The organism is Bifidobacterium sp. KRGSERBCFTRI (assembly GCF_025908335.1).
On sequence record NZ_CP109653.1, the window covers coordinates 3,266,926 to 3,290,980 of the forward strand.

Consider the following 24,055-nt stretch of genomic DNA (forward strand, 5'->3'; position numbering starts at 1 on the left):
CAACACCACACCCCCAAACCAAGACGGGAGCTGGGCTGCACACAATCCGAATTACACAAAGAAAAGCCGAACGGGCAGAAGACACCACCGATCCACTGGTCGGTCGTCTCCCCAGGCGGATGAACAATCGGTGCGGGTTGGGCATCTCCTCGATGCCCAACCCGCCCCAAATTGCAGTAGCTACTCCGTCACAGCGCTACTCGGCGACTTCCTCCACCTCACGAGCACGACGGACGGCGATCTCTTCCTTGATCATCGGCTCCATCTTCTCGTACTTGCGGTAGAAGCACATGATGGCCGCTACAATCGCGTATACAATCACCGGAAGCCAGATGAAGCAGAAGCTTATGGCGTTCAGCGCCTGCTGCGACTGCTGGGCATTGGCGACATATCCGTTCGCATTCATGATCTGCAGCGGCAGGAACGCACCGAAGCCGGAGCCGACCTGGATGCAGAACGCAGAGCCGACGGCTGTCAGGAAGCCAGCCGCATGGATGCCGGTCTTCCATTCGCCGTAATCCACCGTATCGGCGAGCATACCGAACGGCATACCGCATGCAATGGCCGCGCCAATCACGCCAATCGTCCAGAAAGTCAACGCGAGCGGGACATTCGAGCCGGCGAGAGGCATGAGCAGCTGCCCGATCGCGCCGATCGCCAGGCCGATGATCATGGTCAGCGTCTTGTTCTTGAGCTTGTTGGCAAGAATAGGCATGGCGATCGTACCCACTATGCCGATCACCTGCACACCGTTGAACAGTGATGTGAGGTTCTCGTTGCCGAGGTTGTACTTCGCGTAGTACACAGCCATGCCGTTGCGTGTGGACTGCGCGATCCAGTAGATGACGAAGGCGGTGACGAGAATGACCCATGGCCAATTGCCCTTGGCGGCACGCAGTGAATCCTTGAACGGGATCGGCTTCTGCACTTCCGGGTGGTAATTGCGCTCCCGGAGGTTGCGGAACGCCAGCACAAGCAGCACGATCGCGATGACGCCATAGAGCGCGGTGACCGCCATGAAGCCGCTGCGGTCGCCACCGCCAAGCATCGTACCGAAGAATCCGACAAGCGGAATCGTGAAGGCGGAGGTGATGAAGCTGCCGATGTTACCGCCGAGCATGCGGAACGAATTGGCGTTGTTGCGCTCGACCGGGTCGGAGGTGAGATTCGGAAGAATCGCTGTGATCGGCGTCTGGATGCCGGTATAGACAGCACCCGCTGCGAGGACGTAGGTGACGAGGGCGTACCAGAACTTGGAGGTCTCATTCGGCAAGGACGGTGCCGTGAACGCGATGAACACCGTCACCGCGAACGGGACCGCGAGCCACAGGAACCACGGGCGGCACTGGCCCCACTTCGTGCGTGTATGGTCGACGATCGAACCCCACACGACGGCGGAGATCGCGTCGGCGAAGCGCGCGACAAGCAGGATCGTCGCCGCGCCGAGCGCACCGGACGCGGAGATGCCGAACACATCGGTGTAGAAGTACATGATGTACGAGGAGAGGGTGACATACAGCAGATTGCCCGCCATATCGGTGAACGAGTAGCTCACCATCTCCTTGAAGGGCAGTTTGACCCTGCCGGCCTCCTTGGTCACCTCGGTGGCCGGGGAAGCATTGTTGGAAACTGTATCGCTCATGATTGTCCTTTCTCTCTTTCATCTGATGCGTGTGAGCCCATCAGACGAATGCATCTGCAATGTGTTGGACGCCCGCATGCGCCCATGCATGCGGGACTGGGGGAGATGCCGCCGCGCCGCGCCGGTACAGGAGCAAACCGGCGTTACATCGCATTCCAAGTACGGTGGCAAATATAGAAATCAGCAAATCAGCACAGCGCCGTGAACCAGACCTGCATTTGCGAAGCACCGCGGTTCGCCCACGCGTGGTACGGAATCATCTCGAGACGCGTATGGTCGGCTTGGCGCGCACCGTGATCCGCAGGCATGTACAGCGGGGCGTCGGAAGCGTCATCAGGTGTGCGCAGCGCGGGAACACTCACCGTCTGCAATCCTTCGAGGACCCCAGTGCCTGCAGCGCATGCAATGTCTTCACCTGCGGAATCGCCGATCCGGTAATCCCACAGCGGTGCACGGTTATCGCAGCTCTCCGCACAGTAGACCACCGGGCCGCGCATCACGGCGAGGCGCCCGGCGTCGTGCCGAATCGCAGTGTTCGCACGCATATACTTCACGCTCATGTCGAGTTCGAGCTCCACAACCGTGCGATCCGCGACCTCCACGGAAACGAATCCGTCATGCACCGGCATCTCGCCGGTGACGTCGACCCCATCCACCGTAAGGCGGTACTCTGGGGACCATGAAGGTATGCGCACCTTGAATATGACCGGATCAGCGCCCTCCGGCACATCCACAGTGAAGCGCACCACACCCTCGCGCGGGAAATCAGATTCCTGCTTCACACGCACGTCGTCGAAGAACCGGGCGTCGTTCGCAATGAACTGATGTGCGGCGATCATGCGTTCGTCTTCGCGCACGGTGTACAGATACCGGTCAACGGAGGCGATCAAACGGGCGATATTCGACGGGCAGCATGCGCAGCCGAACCATTGTGCGCGTTCGAGCAGCACATGTCGGCGGTCGGGGTTGTTCTCGGTCGCCTGAACATCTGCTTCCAAAGGATTGACGTAGAAGAAATGCTTGCCGTCGAGCGCAATGCCTGCGATTGCTCCGTTGAACAGTTCTTTTTCGAGCACATCGGCATATTCACCGCGCAGCTCATGCTCGAGCATCTGGCGCGCGACAAAGCACATGCCCACCGAGGCGCAGCTTTCACCGTACATCGTGTCGTTTGGCAGATCGTAGTCGTAGGTGAACGCCTCGCCCACATGCGTGGAGCCGATGCCTCCGGTGATGTACATGCGCTTGTGCACGATGTTGTTCCACAACCGCTCACCGGTGCGCAGCAGCCCTTCATCGTTCGTCAGGCGCCCCACCTGCATCACGCCCGCGAGCAGGTACGCCACGCGCACGGCATGGCCCACGGCGGTCTGCTGGTCGCGGATCGGGCGCGCGGTCAGCGTGTATTCGTGGCTCCATGTCTCCATTGCGGGGAAGATTGCCGGCAGGCCCTCGGCATGCACGGCCTTGTTCTGCTCGTCGTAGAAATCGGGGTCCTTGCCGCGCACATCGATGAAATACCGCGCGAGACGCAGATACCGCGACTCGTTTGTCGCCTCGTACAGGCGGGCAAGCGCGAGTTCGATCTCCGGGTGCCCATCGGCGCCGGGGATCTTGCCGTCTTCATCACCGAAATTGGCATCGAGACAGTCGGCCATGCGGCACGCGATCTGCAGCGCCTGCTCGTTGCCGGTGACCTGCCAGTAGGCCACGCCGGCCTCGATGTAGTGGCCCATCACATACATCTCGTGGCTCTGCTGAATCTGTGAGAAACGGCGTCGACGCGCATAGCCGCCCGACTTGATTTGGAACGGGGTGTCAAGGTAGCCGTCTGGCTGCTGAGCGCGCGCAATGAGATCGACGACCTCGTCGCACAGCGCCTGCAGTTGTGCATCAGGTTGGTATGCGAGTGCATATGCCGCTTCTTCAAGCCACTTGTAGACGTCGGAATCCTGGAAGACCATGCCGTTGAACGGGGCGTCCACGTCGCCGGCGGCGACGCGCAGATTGCGCACTGCGTGACTCCATTCGCGTGACAGGCCATCGTTGACTTCGCCGTCGTCGTTGCCCGCCGGGTCGACGGGGATTTCAATGCGGCGTTCGTCGTTGATGATCTGCCACTGGTATGGGATGACCTCGCGGGCCACGGATTCGCGGTACCGGTTCCAGAACGGGGAAGTGATCGTTACATTCGCCATCGCCATGCCTTTCCTGAGGAGCTCTGCGCCTCTTTGCCGAGCTGTTACCCTCAATATAGAATTCTGAAAAACACCGTATTCATGGGTGCGATGGTTGGGAAATATTTCCTTCCACTCGCTTTTGCGATTACGATGGAATCATGGCGAAGAAAGTCACATTACACGACATCGCGATAGCGGCGAACGTGGCCGATTCCACCGCATCTAAGGCGTTGACCGGCACCGGACGCATCAGCGCCGAGACGCGCCGGCGAGTACGGGATATCGCAGCACAATTTGGATATGCCAGGCCAGCCACCAAGACTCGAACAGGAAACGGCCGAACCGGATTGATCGGCATCGTGACACCGGACCGCAACGGTCGTTTTGCGCTGCCGCTGCTCGCCGGCGCCGAACGCGCGCTCGGCGCGCACAACCATGCCGCATTGCTGATGATCTCACAGGGTGTTCCTGCGCTCGAACGCAGCCATATCAACCAATTGAGCGCCCAAGGAGTGGACGGCCTCATCATTGCCGGCAACACGTGCAATGCACGGCACCCGATTGATCCACGCATTCAGAATGGTCTGCCTACCGTCTACGCCTACGACCCTTCGGATGACCCAGCCGATTGCAGTCTCATCTGCGACAACGAGGGTGCCGGAAGGCAGGCGGCAGAATACCTGCTCGGCATCGGGCGACGGCGCATCGCGATCGTAGGAGGCTTGGACTTCTTCCAGGCGACGATCGACCGCGAGCGCGGTGCCCTTGACACACTACGCATGGCCGGGGCGGCGCCGCTGCTCGTCATCAACGACCGGTGGAGTGAGGATTGGGGCGAACGCGCCGCCCAACTACTGCTCGAACGCGATGAAATGCCCGATGCGGTGTACTGCCTCAACGATGAGATCGCGCGCGGCATGTGCCGTACGTTGCAGATGCACGGTCACCGCGTGCCACAGGACATCGCGGTCATCGGGCACGACAATTGGGACTCGGTCTGCGTGAACGTGCATCCCACACTCACATCCTTCGACAACGAATTGGAAACCATGGGACGCCGTGCCGCACGGCATCTCCTCGACGCGATCAATGGGCGCCCGCACCACGGTGTGTTCCAAGTGGAAAGCCGGCTCGTCATACGCGAATCCACCGATGCGACAAGGCACGATCCATTGCACGGTTCCGGATGGCGCGCGGGGCTCGAATAGACGGCGCGCGTGGTAAGCCTGTAATCAACGCAACACACACGCCAACAATCAGGAACAGGAGCGCAGCACAATGACGAAACAGATCGTGGTACTCACCGGCGCGGGAATCTCCACCTCGGCGGGAATCCCGGACTTCCGCGGGCCGGACGGCGTATGGACCAAGCATCCGGACCAGATGCAGGTGTACGACATCGATGCGTTCCTCACCGACAAGGAGGCGCGCGAATACTCCTGGCGTTGGCAGAAGGAGTCGCCGGTGTGGAACGCGAAGCCGGGCAAAGCGCATTACGCACTCGTCGACCTCGAGAAAGCGGGCATGCTCAGTCTCATCGCCACGCAGAACTTCGACGCGCTGCACGAAAAGGCGGGGAATTCGCCGAGCAAGATCGTGAATCTGCACGGCACCATCGGCACGTCGCACTGCATGAAGTGCCATGCGAAATACGACACCGCAGACATCATGGCACGGCTTGACGAGGAGCCGGATCCGCATTGCCATCACCAGCTGCCGTACCGCGGGAACATGCCCTGCAACGGGCTGCTCAAGACGGACGTCGTCTACTTCGGCGAAGCGCTGCCGGAAGGCGCGATGGAACGGTCTATCCGCGCCGCACAGCAGGCCGACGAACTGTGGGTGGTCGGGTCCACGCTCGAAGTGTTCCCGGCGGCGTCGATTGTTCCGGCCGCGGCGCAGGCGGGAGTGCCGATCACCATCATGAACATGGGCCGCACACAGTACGATTCGCTCGCCACGCGCCTCATTCACGAAGACATCGCGGTGGCGCTGCCGGAGCTCGTGCAGCGGACCATCGCAGACAACAGGTGAGCGCACGGCGTTCCCGCACATAGTATTGGGCCCGCGTTCCAGTGCACAGAACGCGGGCCCAATACATTGCTTGGCAACAAACGTACCAGATTAGCAGATAATCGCCGGTGGGCAATCTGCAGACCGGCAGATGAAACCGGGCGGCGAGATCGCGGAATCAGTAGATTCGCTTGGGTGAATAACCGGCATCGCGCAGCATCTGCATGACCTGTTCGATATGGTCCGGGCCGTTCGTCTCCACGGTCACACCGAGCGCCACCGAGTTCGTGTAATGGCCGTTCGCCTTGAACTGGTCGTGATCGAGCGCGATGACATTCGCGCGCGCCTTCGCGAGGATCGTGGCGACCTTGACCAGCTGGCCGGGGGTGTCGGGCAGCTCGACCTCGAAATTCATGATGCGGCCGCGCGCGATCATGCCCTTCTGGATCACTGCACCGATCGTCACCGTGTCGATGTTGCCGCCCGACATGATCGGCACGACGACGTGCTCTCCCGGCGCCTCCGCGAACTTGCGCGAACGCAGATTGAGATGTTCGAGCGCGGCGAGCGAAACGGCGCCCGCGGCCTCCACGACCATCTTGTGCTTCTCGAGCATGAGCAGGATCATCTCGTTGATATCGCGCTCGGAGACCTCCACGAGGTCGTCGAGGAACTCGTTGAGCAGCGCGAACGTGAGATCGCCGGGACGACGCACCGCCACGCCCTCCGCAGACGTGACCACCTTGTCGGCCGGCACCACATGGCCGGCGTCGAACGACCTGCGAAATGCCGGCGAACCCTCGGGGATCGCGCCGATCACGCGCACCTCGGGGCGGAACATCTTCACGGCGAGCGCGACGCCAGCACCCAGACCGCCGCCACCAAGAGGCACGACGATGTCGGTGACACCCGGAACGTCTTCGAGAATCTCCATGGCAATGGTGCCCTGCCCGCACAGCACCTCATAATCGTCGAACGGCGGCACGTAGATCATGCCCTCACGCTGGCTCAGCTCGATCGCGTAGGCCGCGGCCTCGTCGAACACATCGCCGTGCAGCACGACGTCGGCCCCATACGCCTTCGTCGCGTCCACCTTGAGCGGCGGCGTGATCTCCGGCATCAGAATCGTCGCCTTCGCCCCACGCTCATGGGCCGCATAGGCGACGCCCTGCGCATGGTTGCCTGCCGAGGCGGTGACAATACCGCGCTCGAGCTCCTCGTCGGTGAGCGAGGCGATCTTGTTGTAAGCGCCGCGAATCTTGAATGAACCTGTGACCTGCAGATTCTCCGGCTTGAGCAGGATCGTGTGCCCGGTCATCTCCGACAGCACCGGCGACGCGATGATCTGCGTGTGCTTTGCAGTCCCCTCGAGTCGTTCGGCGGCCATCTTCAGTTCCGCAGCGTGATCCCTGCGCATTGCTTGCAACACATCTTTCTGTTCCATGGGAGCCAAGTTTAAGAAAAAACCGCGCGTGCGTCACACTCTGTCCGACTGCTGACATAGTTCGTCTTCCAGCATGAACAGACGCGGCCCTGGTTCCCGCATTCGATGTGTTTCACGGGAAACAGGACCGCGCTCAGATTCCGTTTGCGAACGTCAGCGTCAGAGTTCGACGACGACGCCCTCCCAGCCGGCGAGCTCGCCGTTTGCCAAGGATTTCGCGGAGTGGATGGCATCGTATGTGCTCAGGATGATCCGGTCTTCACTCACGCCGTCGGCGAGCAGATCCGCGACCGGCTTCGGCAGCGCGGCATGCCGACCAGTCAGATTGATCGCCACCAGCATGCGCTCCGCCGTGCCGTCCGCGTTCGTCAGCGTGCGCGTGAACGCGTAGACCTGCTCGTCATCGTCGTCGACGAGCGCCCATTCCCCGGCCGACACAACGGCACTGTTATGCCGCAGATTGACAAGCTTCTTATAGAATGCGTAGACCGAATCCGGGTCGTCGAACTGTGCGGCGGCATTGATCTCCACATGGTTCGGGTTCACCGACAGCCATGGCTCGGTCTTGGCGTCAGCCGCGGTGAATCCCGCATATTTCGAACCATCCCACTGCATTGGCGTGCGCGCATTGTCGCGACCGAACAGCGCGAGCGAATCCATCATGGACTCGCCGGACTGCACCTTCGCCTCTTCGACGCGCTGGCGGTATGCGTTGATCGACTCGAGATCGCGGTACTGGCTGAGTTCCGTGAAATGTGCGCCCGTCATGCCGAGCTCCTCGCCCTGGTAGATGTACGGGGTACCGCGATGCAGATGGATGAGCATGCCGAAGGCCTTCGCCGAATGCACACGGTTCTCCTCATTCGAATCGTCGCCCCAGCGAGTGACCACGCGCGGCTGGTCGTGGTTGCAGGTGAACAGACTCGCCCACCCGCGGTCGTGCACGGCCTCCTGCTGCGCCTTGAGCTGCTCGCGCAGGTGGCGCACATCGAACTTGACGATGTCCCACTTCGAATCGCCCTGGTCAATGCCCACATGGTCGAACAGGAATAGCATGTCGAGTTCCTTGTGGTCTGGATCGGTGATGTACTCGTTACGCGCAGCGTCCACACCCGGCGCCTCGCCGACGTTCATATAGCCACCGCGCTTCTCGAACACCTCACGACGCATCTCCTGCAGGAACTCATCGATGCGCGGGCCGTCGGAGGAGAACGGGTACGGGCTCGAGTACCCTTCTGGGCCGGCCGGGTAGTCATCGATCTCGGAACCCGCTTCGCCCGGAAGACGGCCGTTCTTGTCGACCACCTTGGAGATCTGCGTGATCACGTCCATACGGAAGCCGTCGATGCCCTTATCCATCCACCAGTTCATCATGGCGTAGACGGCCTTACGCACCTGAGGATTCTCCCAATTGAGGTCCGGCTGCTTCTTCGAATACTGGTGGAGGAAGTACTCGCCACGCTTGGCGTCATACTGCCATGCGGAACCACCGAAGTAGGAGCCCCATTCGTTCGGCTCGGCGCCCGGTGCCCCCGGTTCCATGCCCGGTTTGGCGGGGCGCCACCAGTACCAGTCCGCTTTGCTGGAATTGGGGTCGCGAGACTCCTGGAACCATGCATGCTCGTCGGAGGTGTGATTGACCACGAGGTCCATGATCACCTTGATGCCGCGCTTGTGCGCTTCGGCGAGCAGCTCGTCCATGTCATCCATCGTGCCGAAGATCGGGTCGATGGCCTCATAGTCGGAAATGTCATAGCCATTGTCGTCCTGCGGCGACTGATAGACCGGGCTCAGCCAGATCACGTCCACGCCGAGATCGGCAATGTAATCGAGTCGGCTCGTGATGCCCTTGAGATCGCCGATGCCGTCGCCGTTAGAATCCTGGAAACTCCGCGGATAGATCTGGTACACCACCGCGTTCGCCCACCACGGGTTCGGCGTCGCGCCGTTCGTACGCACGGAATCGGGAAGCACAGGCCTATTCATTGTGGTCATGGAAGCTCCTTTGCCTTTGAATAACAACCGCCAACACTATAGAGATGGCTCCATAGTAGGCACCCCTGAATTAATTGCCTAGCGTAGTATGCGGACGGGCGTGTGGGAAAGTAATTCCGCGGTCACATGCACGGGAATCTTCGCAAAATCGACCATATACGGCGTTTGCGCGGCATACTTTACGGAAGTCTCCGCAAGGAATGCCATGCTGGAGCCTCTTTGCGGTCGGTCATGCGGAAGCATCCGTAAACCATGCCGCGGCGGAGTCTGCAAATGATGTATCTTACGGAACGCTCCGAGAACCATGCCAGCAAAAGACGTTTTTGCGGTCCGTCTCAAGGAAACTTCCGAAAACCATGCCACAAAGAAGCGCTATTGCGGCGCATCTTACGGAAGCTTCCGAAAAACACGGCGCAAACGGGTACCCCTGCGGCATATCTCACGGAAGACTCCGCACAATGAACCGCGAAGAGAACAATCTGCGGATCAGTTTGCGGAAGACTCCGAGAAACAAACCGTTTTGAGACCACCGCGCGGTCGGTCATGCGGAAGGTTCCGAGTAATGGGGCGCCACAGCGGCAATCTGTGGCACGTCGTACGGAAGGTTCCGAGAAACACACCAAGGAGGAATCCAGAAATGGCATATCTTACGGAAGCTTCCGAAAAACAAGCCACAAACAAAGCGCAAAACAGCACTTCCAAGCGCCCATAGGCGCTGAATACGGTGGACAACGGCGAAGTTATCCACAAATTCCAAATCGGGATTGCACGACATTCGACACTCTCCTACCGTCGAAAGCATGAAGATAGATTCGCAAATCGAGCGACTCCTCGACGAGTCCCAGAACGCACACCGATGCGCGGTGACGACCGACGTCAACCTGCGCCGCAAACTACGCCGCAGATGCGAAAGCGGCGAATTGACCATGCCATATCCGCAACTGTTTGCGCGGAAGGAAACTTGGGATGCGCTCAATCCGCGCGAGAAAAAGAGACATGTCATACTCGCCCTGGCAATGGTGCGCCCCGACTGGATTTTCTGCGCACAGAGCGCGGCTTGCCTGTACGGCATCGAGCAGTCGTACCAGATTCACGACAATCCGATGATCCACATCGCATCCACACACGAAAGCGGCATATACCGGGCCAGGCGGAGTGATGCCGTCATACACCGCGTGTACACGCCAAATCCGCAATACAACGTGATCAATGGAGCCAAGGTCACCACACTGCCGTGCACAATCTACCAATGCGCGCTCGTGCTGCCGTTCGAACAGATACTGCCGCTCGCAGATTCCGCAGTACGCAGCGGTATGGCGCTCGACGATCTGCGACAGTTCCCCGTTCACAGCGCGACCGAGGCACTCGCGATCGGCAACGTGCTCGAATACACCGACCCGCGCAGTGAGAACGGCGGTGAGACGCTCGCAAGAAGCCGATTCATCGAACGCGGGCTCATGATTCCGCAGCTGCAGAAGGAGTTCCCGAATCCGCAGAACCCGGAATACCCGTTCCGCGTTGATTTCATTTGGATTCTGCCGAATGGACGCATGATCGTCGCCGAATACGACGGCATGACGAAATACGGCAATGACCGCAAGACCATCGCAAACCACGTGCACCGGGAGAAACTGCGCGACGAAGCGCTGCGGCAACACGGCGTCACCGCGATCATCCATTTCGATTATGAGGATTTGCTCAATCCCAACGAACTCATTGCCAGGCTCGTCGCCGCCGGTGTGCCGTACCGCCGCTGAGCATGCAGCGGATCTGGTCGCGGCATGGTATGCGGAAGATTCTGAGAACCGTGCCGCAAACGTAGACTTTTGCGGTCGATCATGCGGAAGACTCCGTAAACCGTGCCTCAAAAGGCATCCCGCGCGGCACGTCTTACGGGAAGTTCCGAGAAACCGGCCATCGGACAGTCTGGAAACTGCACTTCCTAAGGGCGCCTCCATGAAACTGGCTGCGAAAGGAGCTTATGCGGCATGGCTTACGGAAGGTTCCGAGAGTCGTACCGCAAATGGAGACTTCCGCGGTCAGTCTTACGGAAGGTTCCGTGAAAGCGACTATATTCAGGTCACTTTGCGGTCGAATATACGGACGACTCCGAAAAACAGACCACGAAACGGGGTCTGTGCGGTACAGCTTACGGAAGACTCCGAGAGCTGTGCCGAAAATACACGCGGGCGCCGGATTATGTGAGAGTCTGCAATATGCGCAGCTCGCACTCGCCATAATGCAGCGTGAGCGCGAGGTCTTCGCCGACGCTCAGATGCACGCGCTCGCCGGTCTGCGGATCGAACACCGTGAGAGGAGATTCCGTCGCGCGAATGTGGGCGGTCTGCGGGGCATCGGCGTTCAATCCGACGAACAGCAGCACCTCGTCGCCGCGGAACGTATTGCGAATGCCGAGCGGAACGTCACCATGCACCGGGTCTGCGAGCAGACTGTCGAGCACCGGCACGCCGACGCCGTCCGGATGCGTGAGATTGCCGTCAGCATCGAACAGCGGGGCGAGAGGAGCGGAATCGGTCTCGCCAAGCTTGTCGGAACAGTAGATCGGGCCACCGCTTATCCAGCGCAACAGCATATGCGTGCGCGCGTGCGGGTGGCGGGTCCAGAACATATCCCAGTCGCAGTAGCAGAGACAGCCTATGAGCAGCGAACAGTACGCGTTCTCGATGGCATGCTCGGCGAGCGATTCGGGAATGTTCGGGAAGAAGTCGTCGCTCGTACGGGCGACTCCCTCAGCACAGCGCTGCCAATAGTTCTCGGGAGTCATGCCCATGCAGTGGATCACGGCGAGATGCGCGTATTCCCAATCACCATTGTCATCTTCGTGACGTATCCAGTTGGTGGCGTATTCCACGGCATCATGGCGAACGCCTAGAGACGCATAGGATTCCAGGCCGCGCGTGAGCACAGGAAGTGTGCCCTGCGAATCCACCTTCACGAAGTCGATGCCGGCGGCGTCCAAGTGCGTGTTCCATGTACGCCAGAACAGCGCTGCACACTCCGGATTCGCAGTGGGGATTGCCATGCCATTGGGCAGTGTTTCGAACGCGGATCGACTCACGAGGAGCTTGGGGTCCTCAACGCGCGCGTCCCCATCCGAATACCCCTGCTTGTAGTACTCGCGCCAATCATCGTCGGATTCGGGCTTGCCGGCGAGCGCGTCCACATCCACGCCACGCCAATACCCTTGGAACGCCTGCCATACGCCGACGTACCGCACGCCGAAGTCGTGTTTGAGCACGTCAATGGTGTGCGAGAGTCCCTGCGGGAAGCGCGTTGTGTCGGCGTCAAAACCGGTTAGCTTACCGTTCTCGACTTGAGACCAACCGTCGTCTATGAGCACCCACGAAACGGGCACGTGTTTGGCGGCGAACTCCTCCATTTTGGCGATAATGGCCTGCTCGCTCACGTTCGTGCCGAGCGAGTCCCAGGTGCACCAGCCAAAACCGCGCAACGATTCCGGCAGAGTCTGCTTCCACAATCTCCCCAAGCCACCGTTCTGCAACATGACCCACTCCGCGCATCCCCGAATCAGCTCGTAAGGATCCTCGACTTTCCGATCGCTTTGCCGATGGACGAGCAGTGGCCCCTGCAATTGCACATGGCCAACCTGATTCGTGGAGACATCGAGCAGCAAGTCATTGTCGCCTCGCCCATCGCCGCGAATGTCAACGCGCATCCCGTGACAGAACACCGGTATCATCACATGCCACGCCTTCGCCGATTTCCACAGCACCAGCTGGGTGCGCTCCGGTATGTCACAGAAACGCTCGACCCATGCCGGCCGCATCCACCATTCCTTGTGCTGGTAAAGGCACAGAATCGGCCCCACTGGCTTCGATCTGCCTAATTGCAGCCGTACGGACACCGACCGCCCGGCCAGCAATGTGGGACGCTCGAGAATCGGATTGGATTCCGGAAGCTGCGCACTTATCTCCGTCACCGTTGCGCTACGCAGTGTGCGCCACGGTATTCTGTGTTCGCTCACCGAGTCCGGGGGCAGTTCGACTTCGCCGTGCTCATCGAACGGCCCGCATTCGGTATGCGCCACCACTGATCTCACCGTTATCATGGGCGTCTCCCTCCTGCCGTTCTTCGTTGACCTGCATTGGTTCCCGCCACAATAACCGGCTTTGGCTGCCGTTTCCAGCCCGCCACGCCGAGCGTCATTACCCCCTCAGCGAGACAGCAGCGCGCACTGCCTAACGCGCATTTGCTTGCAACTCCGGTCTCGCGCGAGCAATCACTGACGTGGGCGACCCGGCTGCGCGCCGTTCATGCAACTCCAGTCTCATGCGGGCAATCTGATATGCAATTGGGTGTCGTTATTGCAAATCTGGGCTCAGATTGGCTCTTGGATCGCAGATTATCTCGCCGTATTTGCAAACGCAGTCTCATCATGGGCAACTATGACGCGTCTGCCGGGTCCCAGCGAGACCGCTGCTGCAGGACAGGCAATCTAGGAGCGCGCAGACGTGCCTTTCTCGCAAACCCGACTATGGCAAGGCGCTCGCGAACCGCTTGCCGTGCCATATTTGCAAACTCAGTCTCAATTTGCGGATTTTAATATGCAGATACAGCCACAGATTCTCGCACTCCCGGATGCGCATCTGCAATCTGCGTAAATGTGTAAAAAGGGACATCGCAGACCCGTGCACGTCCCCAATTACGCAAAACAACAGGGCAACAGAACGCAGGCGATCGCCGCCGGAAGACGCGGTGCCCGCTACAACTCTGCGGGAAAGAACTCTGCGTGAAAGGGAACGCTAGCTCTGCGTAAAAAGGGACATCTCCGACCCGCAGATGTCCCAAATTACGCAAAGGAAGAAAAGGAAGAGGGGAAGCAGAGGCAAAGAATTACTGAAAGTAATAGTCTGCGTAAAAGGGGACAGACAGAACGCCTATCTGTCCCCAATTACGCAGATGCGCTAGCCGCCCATGCGCCACTCCCCGCCCATGCGCTACCCGCAGACGCCCGCTCGCCGCTCCACTCCCGCAGCGCAGGCGGCAGAACGGGTCGCGGGTTACTTCACGGCACCGCGCATCACACCGCCGACGACCCACTTCTGGGCGAAGATGTAGACGACGAGCACGGGGGCCATGGCCATCAGGTAGCTCGCGAACGCCTGCGGATAGTTCGTGGCGAACTGCGAGCTGAACACATACTGCGCGAGCGGGATGGTCTGGTTGCTCTGATCGGTGAGGATGATAAGCGGCAGCAGGAAGTCATTCCATGCCCACAGTGCGGTCATGATCGCAATCGTCGCGTTGATGGGCCCCATGAGCGGGAAGATGATCTTCCAGAAGATGCGCCATGTGCCCGCACCGTCGATGCGCGCGGCCTCTTCGAGCGACACCGGGATTGAGCGAATGAATCCGGTGGCGATGAACAGGTTCGTGCCGAGGCCGAGAATCACGTACAGGACGATCAGGCCGGCCTGGTTGTCGAGGTGCCACGAGCCCATCTGCTTGGCGAGCGGCAGCATGACCACCGGGAACGGCACGAACATGGCGGCGATGAAGAAGTAGTAGAGGAAGCGGAAGAAACGCTTGTCCATGTTGCGCGCGATCGCGTAGGCGACGAAGGTGTTCGTCACGAGCGTGAGCGAGACGGCGAGCACGGTGATGATCGCCGAGTTGAGCGCGGCGCGCGGGTAGTCCACTTTGGCCGAGGCGGCCGCGAAATTGCCCCACTGCCAGCTCGTCGGCAGCGAGAATGTGCCCGCCTCCGCCGGCGTCTTCAATGCGGTGACCACGGTGAAATACAGCGGCACGAGAATCGTGAGGCTGAACACGGCGACGACCGCGGTGAGCCACCAGTTGATGCGGCGGTCCTTGCGGAACTTCTCCGCTTTGGCCGGCGCGGTATTCATGGTTGCAGATTGTTGCGCAGACTGCTGCGACATGGTGTTTGCGGTTGCGGTGGTCATGGTCTCACACCTTTTCCTTGCTGCCGAAGAACTTGAGCTGAATGAACGCGATGATCGCGAGGACGATGAAGAAGAGCACGGCGTTCGCCGTCTGGTATGCGTACTCGCCGCCGGTGAGACCGCCCTTCCAGATGAGGTAGGTGACGGTCTCGGTCTTCGAGTTCGGGCCGCCGTCGGTGAGCGCGACGACCTGGTCGAAGGTGCCGAGCGCGTTCTTCATGGTGAGTACGAGATTGATTGTGAAGAACGGTCCGATGAGCGGGAACGTGATCTTCCAGAACTTCTGCCAGGCGTTCACGCCGTCGATCGCGGCCGCCTCGTAGACCTCGGAGTCCACGGTCTGCAAGCCGGCGAGATAGATGAGCACCGAATAGGCGACGCCCTGCCACACGGCGAGGAACACGATCGGAATCCACGCATAGCGCTCGCTGGTGAGCAGCGACTCGCTCAGCCAGCCAATGCCGAGCGCCTTGCCGAGCTCGGGCAGCGGCTGCATGAAGATGTACTTGAACACGTAGCCTATGACGAGCACGGCCAGCGTGTACGGAATGAAGTAGATTGCGCGGAAGCCGTTCTTGCAGGCGATCTTGCCGTTCAGCGCCACCGAGAGGAACAATGCGATCACGTTGATGAGCACGGTGATGGCGATGGCGATGAGGAATGTGAACAGATAGGCGTGGCCGACCCGTTCGTCGCGGAACAGGGCGAAGTAGTTCTGGAACCCGATCCAGTTGCAGCTGCCGTACCCTTGCGAATTCGTGAACGAGTACATGATGCCGCGCACGAAGGGCACATACAGGAACACCGCGAAGATCACGGCGGCCGGAACGGCCATCCAGTAATAGGCGTGGTCCACCTTGCGGCGCGAGAACGCGGAGACCCTGCGTTTGCGGGGCGGTTTGCCCGCGGGTGTGCGCGAGTGATGCGTGTCGATGTCATTCGCAAGCACGTCCTCCATGGCGCGCGCCTGCTGGTCGGCATTGGCCAACGAAGTCATTTTGCTTTCCTTCCCTTGTATCCCGGCCGCAGACTACTTGCGGAAGTCACGAGCCTGGACCTTGTTCCACTCGTTCTGCATGGAGTCGATGAACTGGTTCACGTTGCCGCTCATGATCGCGGACTGCAGGTAGCCGCCTATGTTGATGGACGACGGAATGTAGTGGTCGCAGAAGTCCGCCACACGGTTGCTCTCGAAGAACGGGCGCACCGGCTCGAGCGCCTTGTTGCCGAAATAGGTCTCCTTGAGCGGCGTGATCGCGGACTGCGCGTCGGCGTAGTTCTCGAGCTGCTTCTTGCTCATGAGGAACCGTATGAAGCGCATCGACTGTTCCTTGTGCCTGCTGTTCGCGCCCATTGTGAGGATCACGTCGTCGCCGGCGGTGAGGATCTGCTTGCTCGCATCGTTCGTGGCGGGCATCTGGGCGAAGCCCAGGTCGATGTCTTTGTTGACCATCGTGATCTGCGGAATCGCATAGGTACCGAGCGGAATGATCGCGGCCGTGCCCTTGGCGAAGTTCTGCGTGCCTTGCTGGTAGGTGACGCCCTTCTCGCTGTCTGCATACTTGAACAGTTCGATTTCCTTCTCGATCGGTTCGGTCCAGATCTGCTTGAACGTGGTGTCACCGCTTTTCAGCGCGGCATATTCGCTCTCGGGAACCAATGTGCCGGCAAGCGAGGCGAGGGGCGCCTGCGTGGTCCAGGCATCGGCGAGCGTGGCCTGCACCGGGTTGATGCCCGCATCACGGAATTTCTTGAGCATGGCAATGAATTCATCCCATGTCTGCGGCGGATTGTCGGGGTCGAGACCGACCTTGCGGAAGAGATCCTTGTTGTAGATGTAGCCGGAGGCATTGCCCGCGAACGGCAGGCCGTACAGTCTCTTCTTCGCCGGGTCCGAGGTCTGCACGAGGTTCTTCGCGATGTTCACCATGCCCTCGTTGAGTTCGCTCACCAGCGGGTCATCGGTGAAATCATGGAACACCCCGGAGGCGGCGAAGGTGCCGAAGCTGTAGTCGCCGTTGAAGGTAATCACGTCGGGCACGCGGTCCTTCACGAAACGCGTGCGCAGGTCGGTCTGCGCATTCGCCGAGTTGTTGATGTTGATGCGAATGTCGGGGTTCTCTTTCTCGAACTCCTGTGCCGCCTGCTTGAACCAGTCCGCGGCCTCGGCCTTGAACTGGAAGAAATCGAGCGTGACCTGCCCGCTGCCGGCACTGTTGCCGCAGCCCGCCGCGCCCACGCCGACCGCCAACGCGCACACCGCCGCGCCGATGCCGCGGAGCATGCGTCGCATGGCCGAACGTCTCATCCGTGTTGCGAACTTCATTCTGACTCCCTTGTCCATTTCCACTTTCCATCGCCGATGGCTCCCTTACCCCGGCTGACGGTTGCCAGTGTATGGAACCGCCCTTTTCATTCCCACCACCCCGCGTGCCTTGAAACAGTGTAAGTAATTGGCGTATATTTATATACTCATGGAAACTAATTCGGATTCGCTTGATTTTCCACGCTGGTTCAGTCGTTCGGATGCTACGCATAATGTGGCGCGCGGCATCATGCAATACGGCCCGATCGCGCGGACGCCGCTCGCGCAGATCTTCAATCTGTCGCAGGGCGCGCTCTCGCGCATCACCAGCGATCTCATTTACGACGGCGTGATCGAGGAGATGCCGGCCGGCAGCACGCAGGCGGGCAGATTGCCGCAGGGATTCGACCTACGCGAATCAAGTGAACGCCGCGGCCGCCCGCAGACCGCGCTGCGCATTCGCGAGGACTCGCATGCCTTCGTCGGCGTCAACATTCACGACGGCGCCATCACGGTGTCCGAGGTGAACACGATGTGCCGCCCCATCGGCAGTGACATCACCGAAACCGTGTCGAACACCGCCCCACAGGCCGTGGTCGAGCAGATCACCCGCATGGTGCGTGAACTCGTCGCCGCCTCCCCCGACGCCCCCGCGCCCACCGCGCTTGGTCTTTCGCTCGGCGGCCACGTCGAGGACGACCGTTACGTCACCTTCGCGCCGTTCCTGTACTGGGATTCCAGCGTTGACCTGGGCGGCATGCTGCAGCGGGACACCGGCATTCCCACCAAGGTGTTCAACGACCTCGACTCGGTGCTGCTGCACGAATGCTGGTTCGGCGACGCCATTGGCGTTCCCAGATTCGCCGTCATCACGATGGGCGCCGGCGTGGGCTATTCGATCTCCGACCACGGCGACCCAATAGACAACCCCGACAAAAGCTATGGTCTGGCCGGACATGTGCTGATCGACCCGGAGGGGCCGCGCTGCTCCTCCGGGCATATCGGCTGCTCGCAATGCCTGACGTCCGACTCGATCGCCGAGGAATACTCGGGCATCATGGGGCGTGTGACCACCTTCGAGGAGTTCTCGCACGATCTGCGGGCGAACCGGCCGCAGGCGCGCAGACTCGCCGAACGCACCTGCTACCGGCTCGGCGTGCTTGTGGCGACCGTCTCGAATCTGGCGATGCCCTCACGCGTGCTCGTCAGCGGGGAAAGCTCGTTCATTGCGAAGAAGAACCGCGAGTTCATTCGCAAGGGCATCGATGCCTACCGGCACAGCCAGGCCGCGCCGGTCGAATTCTCGATTCCGCGGTTCAGCTGGCGGCTGTGGTCGGATTCCGCCGCCGCCCGCGCCATCGCCACCTACATTAGCTAGCGAAGGCGCGGCCGCAATGGCGTGCTACACGCGCGTCACGCTGAACAGCACCGCGTTGGCGGGGTGAATGCTCGGCGGTCGCAGACCGTAGCTTGCGAGTGCCTCGCCGGTCATCTCCACGCCGTTCGCATTCCACCAACCGAGTTCGCTCTGCCCGTTGCCGATCTCGCCGAAGGGCTCACCACTCGCCATGTTCAGTGCGAGCGGGCGCACACGATAGGTGGCCTGCGCGTCGAGTCCGGGGAGCGCGATGGGCGCGGCCGGGTAGGTCTGCGACGTGGTGAGCTGGGTGAAGCGGTAGACGGCACGCGCACCATCCGCGCTGATCACACCGTCCACGCGCACGGTCGGGTCGGCTGCATCGTCATGCACGGCGACGCCATGTTCGAAGTCGACGCGGTGCTCCTTGTAGGCGTGCACCCATTCGCCCAACAGGTCGAGGTCGTGCTGCGGCTCCTTGAGCAGATTCCATTCGATGCCCAGATGCCCGAAGAACGCCATCGCCATGCGCATCTCCTGACTCGTCGCGCGGTGCGTGGAGTGCGCGGGGCTGGCGCCGACATGCTCGCCAATCATCTCCGGAGGCACGAGCAGCGACGTGTAGCGCTGGATGTCGGCGCGCTCCACCGGATCCACGCAGTCGGAGGCCCAGATGCGGTCTGCGAGCTCGAGAATGCCCATGTCGACGCGGCCGCCGCCCGACGAGCAGCTTTCAATCTCCAGGCCGGGGTGGGAGGTCTTCAAGTCGTGGAACATGCGGTAGACGGCGAGCGTCTGCCCATGGACCGCGCAGCTGCCGGTGCGCGGGGAGACCGCCTCGGTCACGTACTTGTTGTGGTCCCATTTGATGTAGTCGATGCCGAGCTCGCCGACGAGCGAGTCCATGCAGCCGTACACATACGCATACGCCTGCGGATTCGTCAGGTCGACGACCTGCTGGTTGCGCCCCTGCATCGGCAGGCGGTGCGCGGTGGGCATGAGCACCCAGTCGGAGTGCTCGCGGTACATCGCGGAATCCGGGTTCACCATCTCCGGTTCGAACCACAGGCCGAACTCCATTCCCTTGGCATGCACGTAGTCTGCAAGCGCCTTGAGCGAGTGCTCGCCGTCGGGCCACACGTCCTGGGAGATCCGCCAGTCGCCCAAACCCGCCGTGTCACCACGGCGGTCGCCGAACCAGCCGTCGTCGACCACGAAGCGCTCGACGCCGCTCGCGGCAGCCTTGTCTGCGAGCCTGACAAGCGTATCGTAATCATGCTCGAAATACACGGCCTCCCAGGTGTTCAGGATCACCGGACGCGGCTTGTCGGCAATGCCATGCTCGGCACGCCAACGCGCATGGGTGGCGCGCAGGTCGGCGTGGAAGCGTGCGGCGACTTCGTTGAGCCCCTCGCCGAAGGAACCGTAGAGCCACGGCGTGGTGTAGGAGTCCGCGGCATCATGCAACGTGATCTCACCGCCCGCAAGCACTTCCGCGCCGCCGATCACACCGGTCGTGTATGGCAGGCGCTCCGCCGCCATGAGTGAATTGCCGCTCCACGCCACATGCACCGCATACACGTCGCCATGCGTGAAGCCGAAGCCGGGGCGACCTGCATTGAGCAGCAGCGAAGCGTCGAAGTCGGGGCGCCCCACCATGCTCGCCTTCTGGAACCGACCGATCGTCAGCGGCTGGCGCTGCGGTGAACGTTCACGCAAATGATGCCCGGTGGTGGTGAGCAACTCGGTCATGTCGGCCGGCACCGGGAAACCGAGTTCCACCTTGCCGATCTCCAGACTCCCCGCGCCCAGATTGCGCACGTCCGCGCGCTGACGCACCAGGCCGCTGTCGCGCATCTCGCAGGTCCAGATGATCTCGACCCCCTGTTCGGCATCGCTGGCGGTAACGGCAACCCCGGCGTCACCCACCGCGATGTCGGTGACGACGAAACGGCAGAAGAGCTCCACGCCATCGCGACGCACCACGAAACGCGGCTCACCGGTCCATGCCTCGGCCTGCGTGGGCAGCACGCTCGGCCATGTGGTCTCGTCGAGCGCGCCGGAGACCCGTTGCGGGCGCAGGGCGTCCACTGCGCTCACCAGCGTGCGTGGCTGGGTGAGGGGGCGCCCCCAATGCACCACACGCGGCAACTCGTCGGCCACGAACGCGAGCGCGAACGCCGAATCCGCGTCGTGGTTCTCCATGGAGACCACATGCAATGCCTCGCCGGCGTGCGTGGTCGCGTTGAATTCGGAAATCCGTGTCATATTCCCCTTTCGGCATGCGTCGTTGCAATGTGACTACGCTGCCATGCTACGCAATCGCGCATTCCTTGCCATGCCATGGTGTGTTCCGCGCACACGGCAAGTAATTCGGCATGGATCAGGCATGCCGGCGACTGTGGAAGAACTCGGCGAGCAATGCCGTGCACTCGCGTTCGCACACGCCGCCGTACACCTCGGGCTCATGGCCCACATGCGGGTCGCGCGGAATGTCCCACACCGAACCGCACGCCCCCAGCTTGGCATCCCAGCCGCCGAACACAATGCGGCCGATACGCGTCTGCAGGCAGGCCCCCGCGCACATCGGGCATGGCTCGAGCGTGACGACGAGCGTGCAATCGGCCAGATTCCAATTCCCGCGCACCGCTGCCGCCTCACGCATCGCCACGATCTCGGCATGGGCGAGCGGATCTGCATCGCGCTCACGCAGATTGCGCCCGCGTCCGATCACCTCGCCGTGCGCATCGAGCACGACCGCACCCACCGGCACATCGCCCGCGGATCGCGCCATCCGTGCCTGTGCGAGCGCCTCGCCCATCGCCTCTGCGTATTGTGTCATCGCGATACCGCCCCTGCCTTTGTATGCATGCCATCGTCCGCCCGCTCGCATGCCGAGCGCTTCCACTGTTCGACATCTGGCTTTGCTACGCTCGCAGACGACGGCTCTGCTTATACAGCATACTGAGACCAGACAGCATATTAGAAGATCGGCCATGGCCCATGCCGGCTGCAGACCCCGCGCATACAGAAAGGAAGCCTGTGAGCGTTCTCATTCTCATCCTGTGCATTCTCGGCGCCGTGTTGCTCTCCTCGTTCCTGAGCCGCTTCCTGCCGCGCATCTCCACGCCGCTCGTGCAGATCGTGCTCGGTCTCATCGCCTCGCAGATGCCGTTCTTCCCGGATGTGCAACTCGACCCGGAGCTGTTCCTCGTGTTGTTCATTGCGCCTCTGCTCTACCTTGAGGCGCATGAGATCAACAAGAGTCAGCTGCTCAAATCGCTTAAGCTGTCACTGTCGCTCGCCATCGGTCTGGCCATCTTCACGATGGTGGTCGTCGGATTCTCGCTGCACACGCTCTGGCCCATGTTCCCGTTGGCCGCTGCACTGGCGCTCGGCGCCGCGCTCGGCCCCACCGATGCGGTCGCCGTGAGCTCGCTGAGCCATGAGGCCACGCTGACGCAACGCCAGATCGGCGTGCTCAAAGGCGAATCGCTGTTCAACGACGCCTCGGGCATCGTCGGCTTCCAGTTCGCGATCGCCGCCGCCGTCACCGGCCAGTTCCGCGTTGGCGAGGCAGCCTGGGAGTTCCTCATCACCTTCTTCGGCGGCGCCGTATTCGGTTGCATTGTGGGCGTGCTGGCCAATTGGGTGTTCGAATCCTCGCGCCAACTCGGCTGGGAGACCACCACCACACGCATTCTCATGGAATTGTTCCTGCCGTTCCTGCTGTATCTGGGCGCCGAGGCCGTGCATGTCTCGGGCATTCTCTCGGTGGTGGCCGCAGGTCTCGTGATCCGTTTCGACCGCACCGGCATAGGCCCGAACGTGGCCCGGACGAACATCGTCGCCTCAAGCGTGTGGTCGGTGCTCTCGTTCTCGCTCAACGGCGCCGTGTTCATTCTGCTCGGCATGCTGCTGCCGGGCGCCATGCGCGCGAGCTGGGATAACCCGATGGTGAGCAACTACACGCTGCTCGCGGTCATCCTGTGCGTCTCGACGCTCATCGTCGGCCTGCGATTCCTATGGGTCTCGGGCATGCTGCGCCTCGCCCGCGCGCAGGATTCGCACAAGCGTCGCCGCATGACGCCGGAACGCTGGCGCTCCGCCGCCGTGATGACCTTCGGCGGCGCCAAGGGCACCATCACGCTGTCGTTGATGTTCACGATCCCGTACACCATTGCCGATGGCGAATGGTTCCCGATGCGCGACGAGCTCATCTTCATCGCCGGCGGCGTGATCATCGTGACGCTGCTGCTTTCGAACTTCCTGCTGCCGGTGATCGCGCCGAACAAGGCGAAGGACGTGCCCCGCGAGACCACCGAGGCCTCCATAGAGGTGCTGCGGCGCACGGTGGAGGAATTGGCAGAACTGACCACCGACGAGAACCGCTCCGCCGTGATGGTGGTGATCAACTCGTACACCCAGCGCATCGGCCGGCTCAAGAACCAGCTGGGCACCATAGACCCTTCGGCACGCATCGAACTGCAGATCGACGCGCTCAACTGGGAGAAGGAGTACGTCAAGCGCAAGCTCGCCGAATTCCGTCTCGACCCCACGCTCAGCGAGCGCGAACGCGAGGTCAATGTCGAGGCATGCGAACGCCTGCTCGACCAGATCATGGACACGCTGCGTCACACGAACACGAAACACGACTCCTCGCACGTGGTCTGGCAGGTCAAGGGACGCGCCCATTTGGCACAGCGTCGTCTGGTCCTGCTCTCCCGCCGTGCCGCCAACACGATTCGCCGCAGCACGCCGCTCGTCAACGAAAACGAGATCTACGCGAGTCTGCGCAATCTGGAACTCGGCGCCTTCGATCATGTGATTGACAGGCTGTACGAGGAGATGAGCAGCAACACCTACGGCACGGAGTATGTGTCGTCGCTGCTCATGGATTACCGGCGCGCGGAGGCGGCGCTCAAATCGCGCCCGAACATGGCGAATTCCGCCTCACTCGTCACCCAGATCGAAGACGTCAAGCGCGAGAGCTTCGGCATCGAGCTCAGCGTAATCCAGAACATGGTGGAGGCCGGCGACATCACGCGCGCGCAGGCACGTCAGCTACGCAAGAACGTGTATGTGATGAGCGTGGCCGCCGATTCGAACTTCTGATCTGCCTTCCGATCTGCACTGCACGGCACGGTTCGCGGAAGAGTCTGAATGCGGCG

At 61.3% G+C, this 24,055-nt stretch carries 15 protein-coding genes; 5 read left to right on the top strand and 10 right to left on the bottom strand.

The genetic code is table 11. The features are described from left to right. Nucleotides 1-196: 196 nt before the first annotated feature. Together OGI63_RS13770 and OGI63_RS13775 are read right to left on the bottom strand one after the other, a co-directional pair. Nucleotides 197-1,642 carry an MFS transporter gene (locus OGI63_RS13770; RefSeq protein ID WP_004218949.1) on the bottom strand — a complete coding sequence of 482 codons (1,446 nt, stop codon included), beginning with the start codon at nt 1,640-1,642 and terminating at the stop codon, nt 197-199. Nucleotides 1,643-1,830: 188 nt separating this feature from the next. Then, nucleotides 1,831-3,846, bottom strand: coding sequence for a glycoside hydrolase family 127 protein (locus OGI63_RS13775; protein ID WP_004218950.1), 2,016 nt, complete (start codon nt 3,844-3,846; stop codon nt 1,831-1,833). A 134-nt stretch (nt 3,847-3,980) separates the two neighbouring features. On the opposite strand from OGI63_RS13775, the gene OGI63_RS13780 reads away from it, so the two are divergent. Then, a complete protein-coding gene (locus OGI63_RS13780) occupies nt 3,981-5,030 on the top strand; it encodes a LacI family DNA-binding transcriptional regulator (protein WP_004268852.1) in 1,050 nt (349 codons plus the stop codon). Nucleotides 5,031-5,100: 70 nt separating this feature from the next. Continuing rightward, on the top strand, nt 5,101-5,856 hold the full coding sequence (locus OGI63_RS13785; RefSeq protein ID WP_004218953.1) for an SIR2 family NAD-dependent protein deacylase: 756 nt from the start codon (nt 5,101-5,103) through the stop codon (nt 5,854-5,856). 157 nt (nt 5,857-6,013) lie between these two features. Here the strand turns inward: OGI63_RS13785 and ilvA are convergent, their stop codons facing one another. Together ilvA and OGI63_RS13795 are read right to left on the bottom strand one after the other, a co-directional pair. Continuing rightward, on the bottom strand, nt 6,014-7,279 hold the full coding sequence (gene ilvA / locus OGI63_RS13790) for a threonine ammonia-lyase (RefSeq protein ID WP_004268853.1): 1,266 nt from the start codon (nt 7,277-7,279) through the stop codon (nt 6,014-6,016). A gap of 159 nt (nt 7,280-7,438) precedes the next feature. Beyond that, complete coding sequence (locus OGI63_RS13795; RefSeq protein WP_004218956.1) at nt 7,439-9,274, bottom strand: alpha-glucosidase; 1,836 nt, start codon at nt 9,272-9,274, stop codon at nt 7,439-7,441. 800 nt (nt 9,275-10,074) lie between these two features. On the opposite strand from OGI63_RS13795, the gene OGI63_RS13800 reads away from it, so the two are divergent. After that, nucleotides 10,075-11,031, top strand: a complete 957-nt coding sequence (locus OGI63_RS13800; protein ID WP_004218958.1) for a hypothetical protein — start codon at nt 10,075-10,077, stop codon at nt 11,029-11,031. A gap of 440 nt (nt 11,032-11,471) precedes the next feature. Here the strand turns inward: OGI63_RS13800 and OGI63_RS13805 are convergent, their stop codons facing one another. From OGI63_RS13805 to OGI63_RS13820, 4 genes are all read right to left on the bottom strand, one after another. Then, nucleotides 11,472-13,364, bottom strand: a complete 1,893-nt coding sequence (locus tag OGI63_RS13805; protein ID WP_014482450.1) for a Sip1-related alpha-galactosidase — start codon at nt 13,362-13,364, stop codon at nt 11,472-11,474. Between the two features lie 952 nt (nt 13,365-14,316). After that, nucleotides 14,317-15,222 (bottom strand): carbohydrate ABC transporter permease, encoded by a 906-nt coding sequence (locus OGI63_RS13810; protein ID WP_004218960.1) that lies wholly within the window; start codon nt 15,220-15,222, stop codon nt 14,317-14,319. Nucleotides 15,223-15,226: 4 nt separating this feature from the next. Continuing rightward, nucleotides 15,227-16,180 (bottom strand): carbohydrate ABC transporter permease, encoded by a 954-nt coding sequence (locus OGI63_RS13815; RefSeq protein WP_072633054.1) that lies wholly within the window; start codon nt 16,178-16,180, stop codon nt 15,227-15,229. A gap of 72 nt (nt 16,181-16,252) precedes the next feature. Beyond that, nucleotides 16,253-17,566: an ABC transporter substrate-binding protein gene (locus tag OGI63_RS13820; protein ID WP_004218962.1), complete on the bottom strand. Its 1,314-nt coding sequence runs from the start codon at nt 17,564-17,566 to the stop codon at nt 16,253-16,255. A gap of 130 nt (nt 17,567-17,696) precedes the next feature. Between OGI63_RS13820 and OGI63_RS13825 the strand changes: the two genes are divergently transcribed. After that, on the top strand, nt 17,697-18,905 hold the full coding sequence (locus tag OGI63_RS13825) for an ROK family protein (protein ID WP_004218963.1): 1,209 nt from the start codon (nt 17,697-17,699) through the stop codon (nt 18,903-18,905). A gap of 24 nt (nt 18,906-18,929) precedes the next feature. Here the strand turns inward: OGI63_RS13825 and OGI63_RS13830 are convergent, their stop codons facing one another. Both OGI63_RS13830 and OGI63_RS13835 read right to left on the bottom strand, forming a co-directional pair. Beyond that, entirely contained in the window at nt 18,930-21,152 is a 2,223-nt protein-coding gene (locus OGI63_RS13830) for an alpha-galactosidase (protein ID WP_004218969.1), read from the bottom strand. Nucleotides 21,153-21,267: 115 nt separating this feature from the next. Continuing rightward, nucleotides 21,268-21,777: a nucleoside deaminase gene (locus OGI63_RS13835; protein WP_004218971.1), complete on the bottom strand. Its 510-nt coding sequence runs from the start codon at nt 21,775-21,777 to the stop codon at nt 21,268-21,270. A 149-nt stretch (nt 21,778-21,926) separates the two neighbouring features. Between OGI63_RS13835 and OGI63_RS13840 the strand changes: the two genes are divergently transcribed. After that, complete coding sequence (locus OGI63_RS13840) at nt 21,927-23,999, top strand: Na+/H+ antiporter (protein WP_004218973.1); 2,073 nt, start codon at nt 21,927-21,929, stop codon at nt 23,997-23,999. Nucleotides 24,000-24,055: the final 56 nt, after the last annotated feature.

What these genes read in the sequence shown, in the direction of transcription:
- OGI63_RS13770 (WP_004218949.1), bottom strand. Translation starts at nt 1,642, where the DNA reads ATGAGCGATACAGTTTCCAACAATGCTTCCCCGGCCACCGAGGTGACC.
- OGI63_RS13775 (WP_004218950.1), bottom strand. Translation starts at nt 3,846, where the DNA reads ATGGCGATGGCGAATGTAACGATCACTTCCCCGTTCTGGAACCGGTAC.
- OGI63_RS13780 (WP_004268852.1), top strand. Translation starts at nt 3,981, where the DNA reads ATGGCGAAGAAAGTCACATTACACGACATCGCGATAGCGGCGAACGTG.
- OGI63_RS13785 (WP_004218953.1), top strand. Translation starts at nt 5,101, where the DNA reads ATGACGAAACAGATCGTGGTACTCACCGGCGCGGGAATCTCCACCTCG.
- ilvA (WP_004268853.1), bottom strand. Translation starts at nt 7,279, where the DNA reads ATGGAACAGAAAGATGTGTTGCAAGCAATGCGCAGGGATCACGCTGCG.
- OGI63_RS13795 (WP_004218956.1), bottom strand. Translation starts at nt 9,274, where the DNA reads ATGACCACAATGAATAGGCCTGTGCTTCCCGATTCCGTGCGTACGAAC.
- OGI63_RS13800 (WP_004218958.1), top strand. Translation starts at nt 10,075, where the DNA reads ATGAAGATAGATTCGCAAATCGAGCGACTCCTCGACGAGTCCCAGAAC.
- OGI63_RS13805 (WP_014482450.1), bottom strand. Translation starts at nt 13,364, where the DNA reads ATGATAACGGTGAGATCAGTGGTGGCGCATACCGAATGCGGGCCGTTC.
- OGI63_RS13810 (WP_004218960.1), bottom strand. Translation starts at nt 15,222, where the DNA reads ATGACCACCGCAACCGCAAACACCATGTCGCAGCAGTCTGCGCAACAA.
- OGI63_RS13815 (WP_072633054.1), bottom strand. Translation starts at nt 16,180, where the DNA reads ATGGAGGACGTGCTTGCGAATGACATCGACACGCATCACTCGCGCACA.
- OGI63_RS13820 (WP_004218962.1), bottom strand. Translation starts at nt 17,566, where the DNA reads ATGGACAAGGGAGTCAGAATGAAGTTCGCAACACGGATGAGACGTTCG.
- OGI63_RS13825 (WP_004218963.1), top strand. Translation starts at nt 17,697, where the DNA reads ATGGAAACTAATTCGGATTCGCTTGATTTTCCACGCTGGTTCAGTCGT.
- OGI63_RS13830 (WP_004218969.1), bottom strand. Translation starts at nt 21,152, where the DNA reads ATGACACGGATTTCCGAATTCAACGCGACCACGCACGCCGGCGAGGCA.
- OGI63_RS13835 (WP_004218971.1), bottom strand. Translation starts at nt 21,777, where the DNA reads ATGCGAGCGGGCGGACGATGGCATGCATACAAAGGCAGGGGCGGTATC.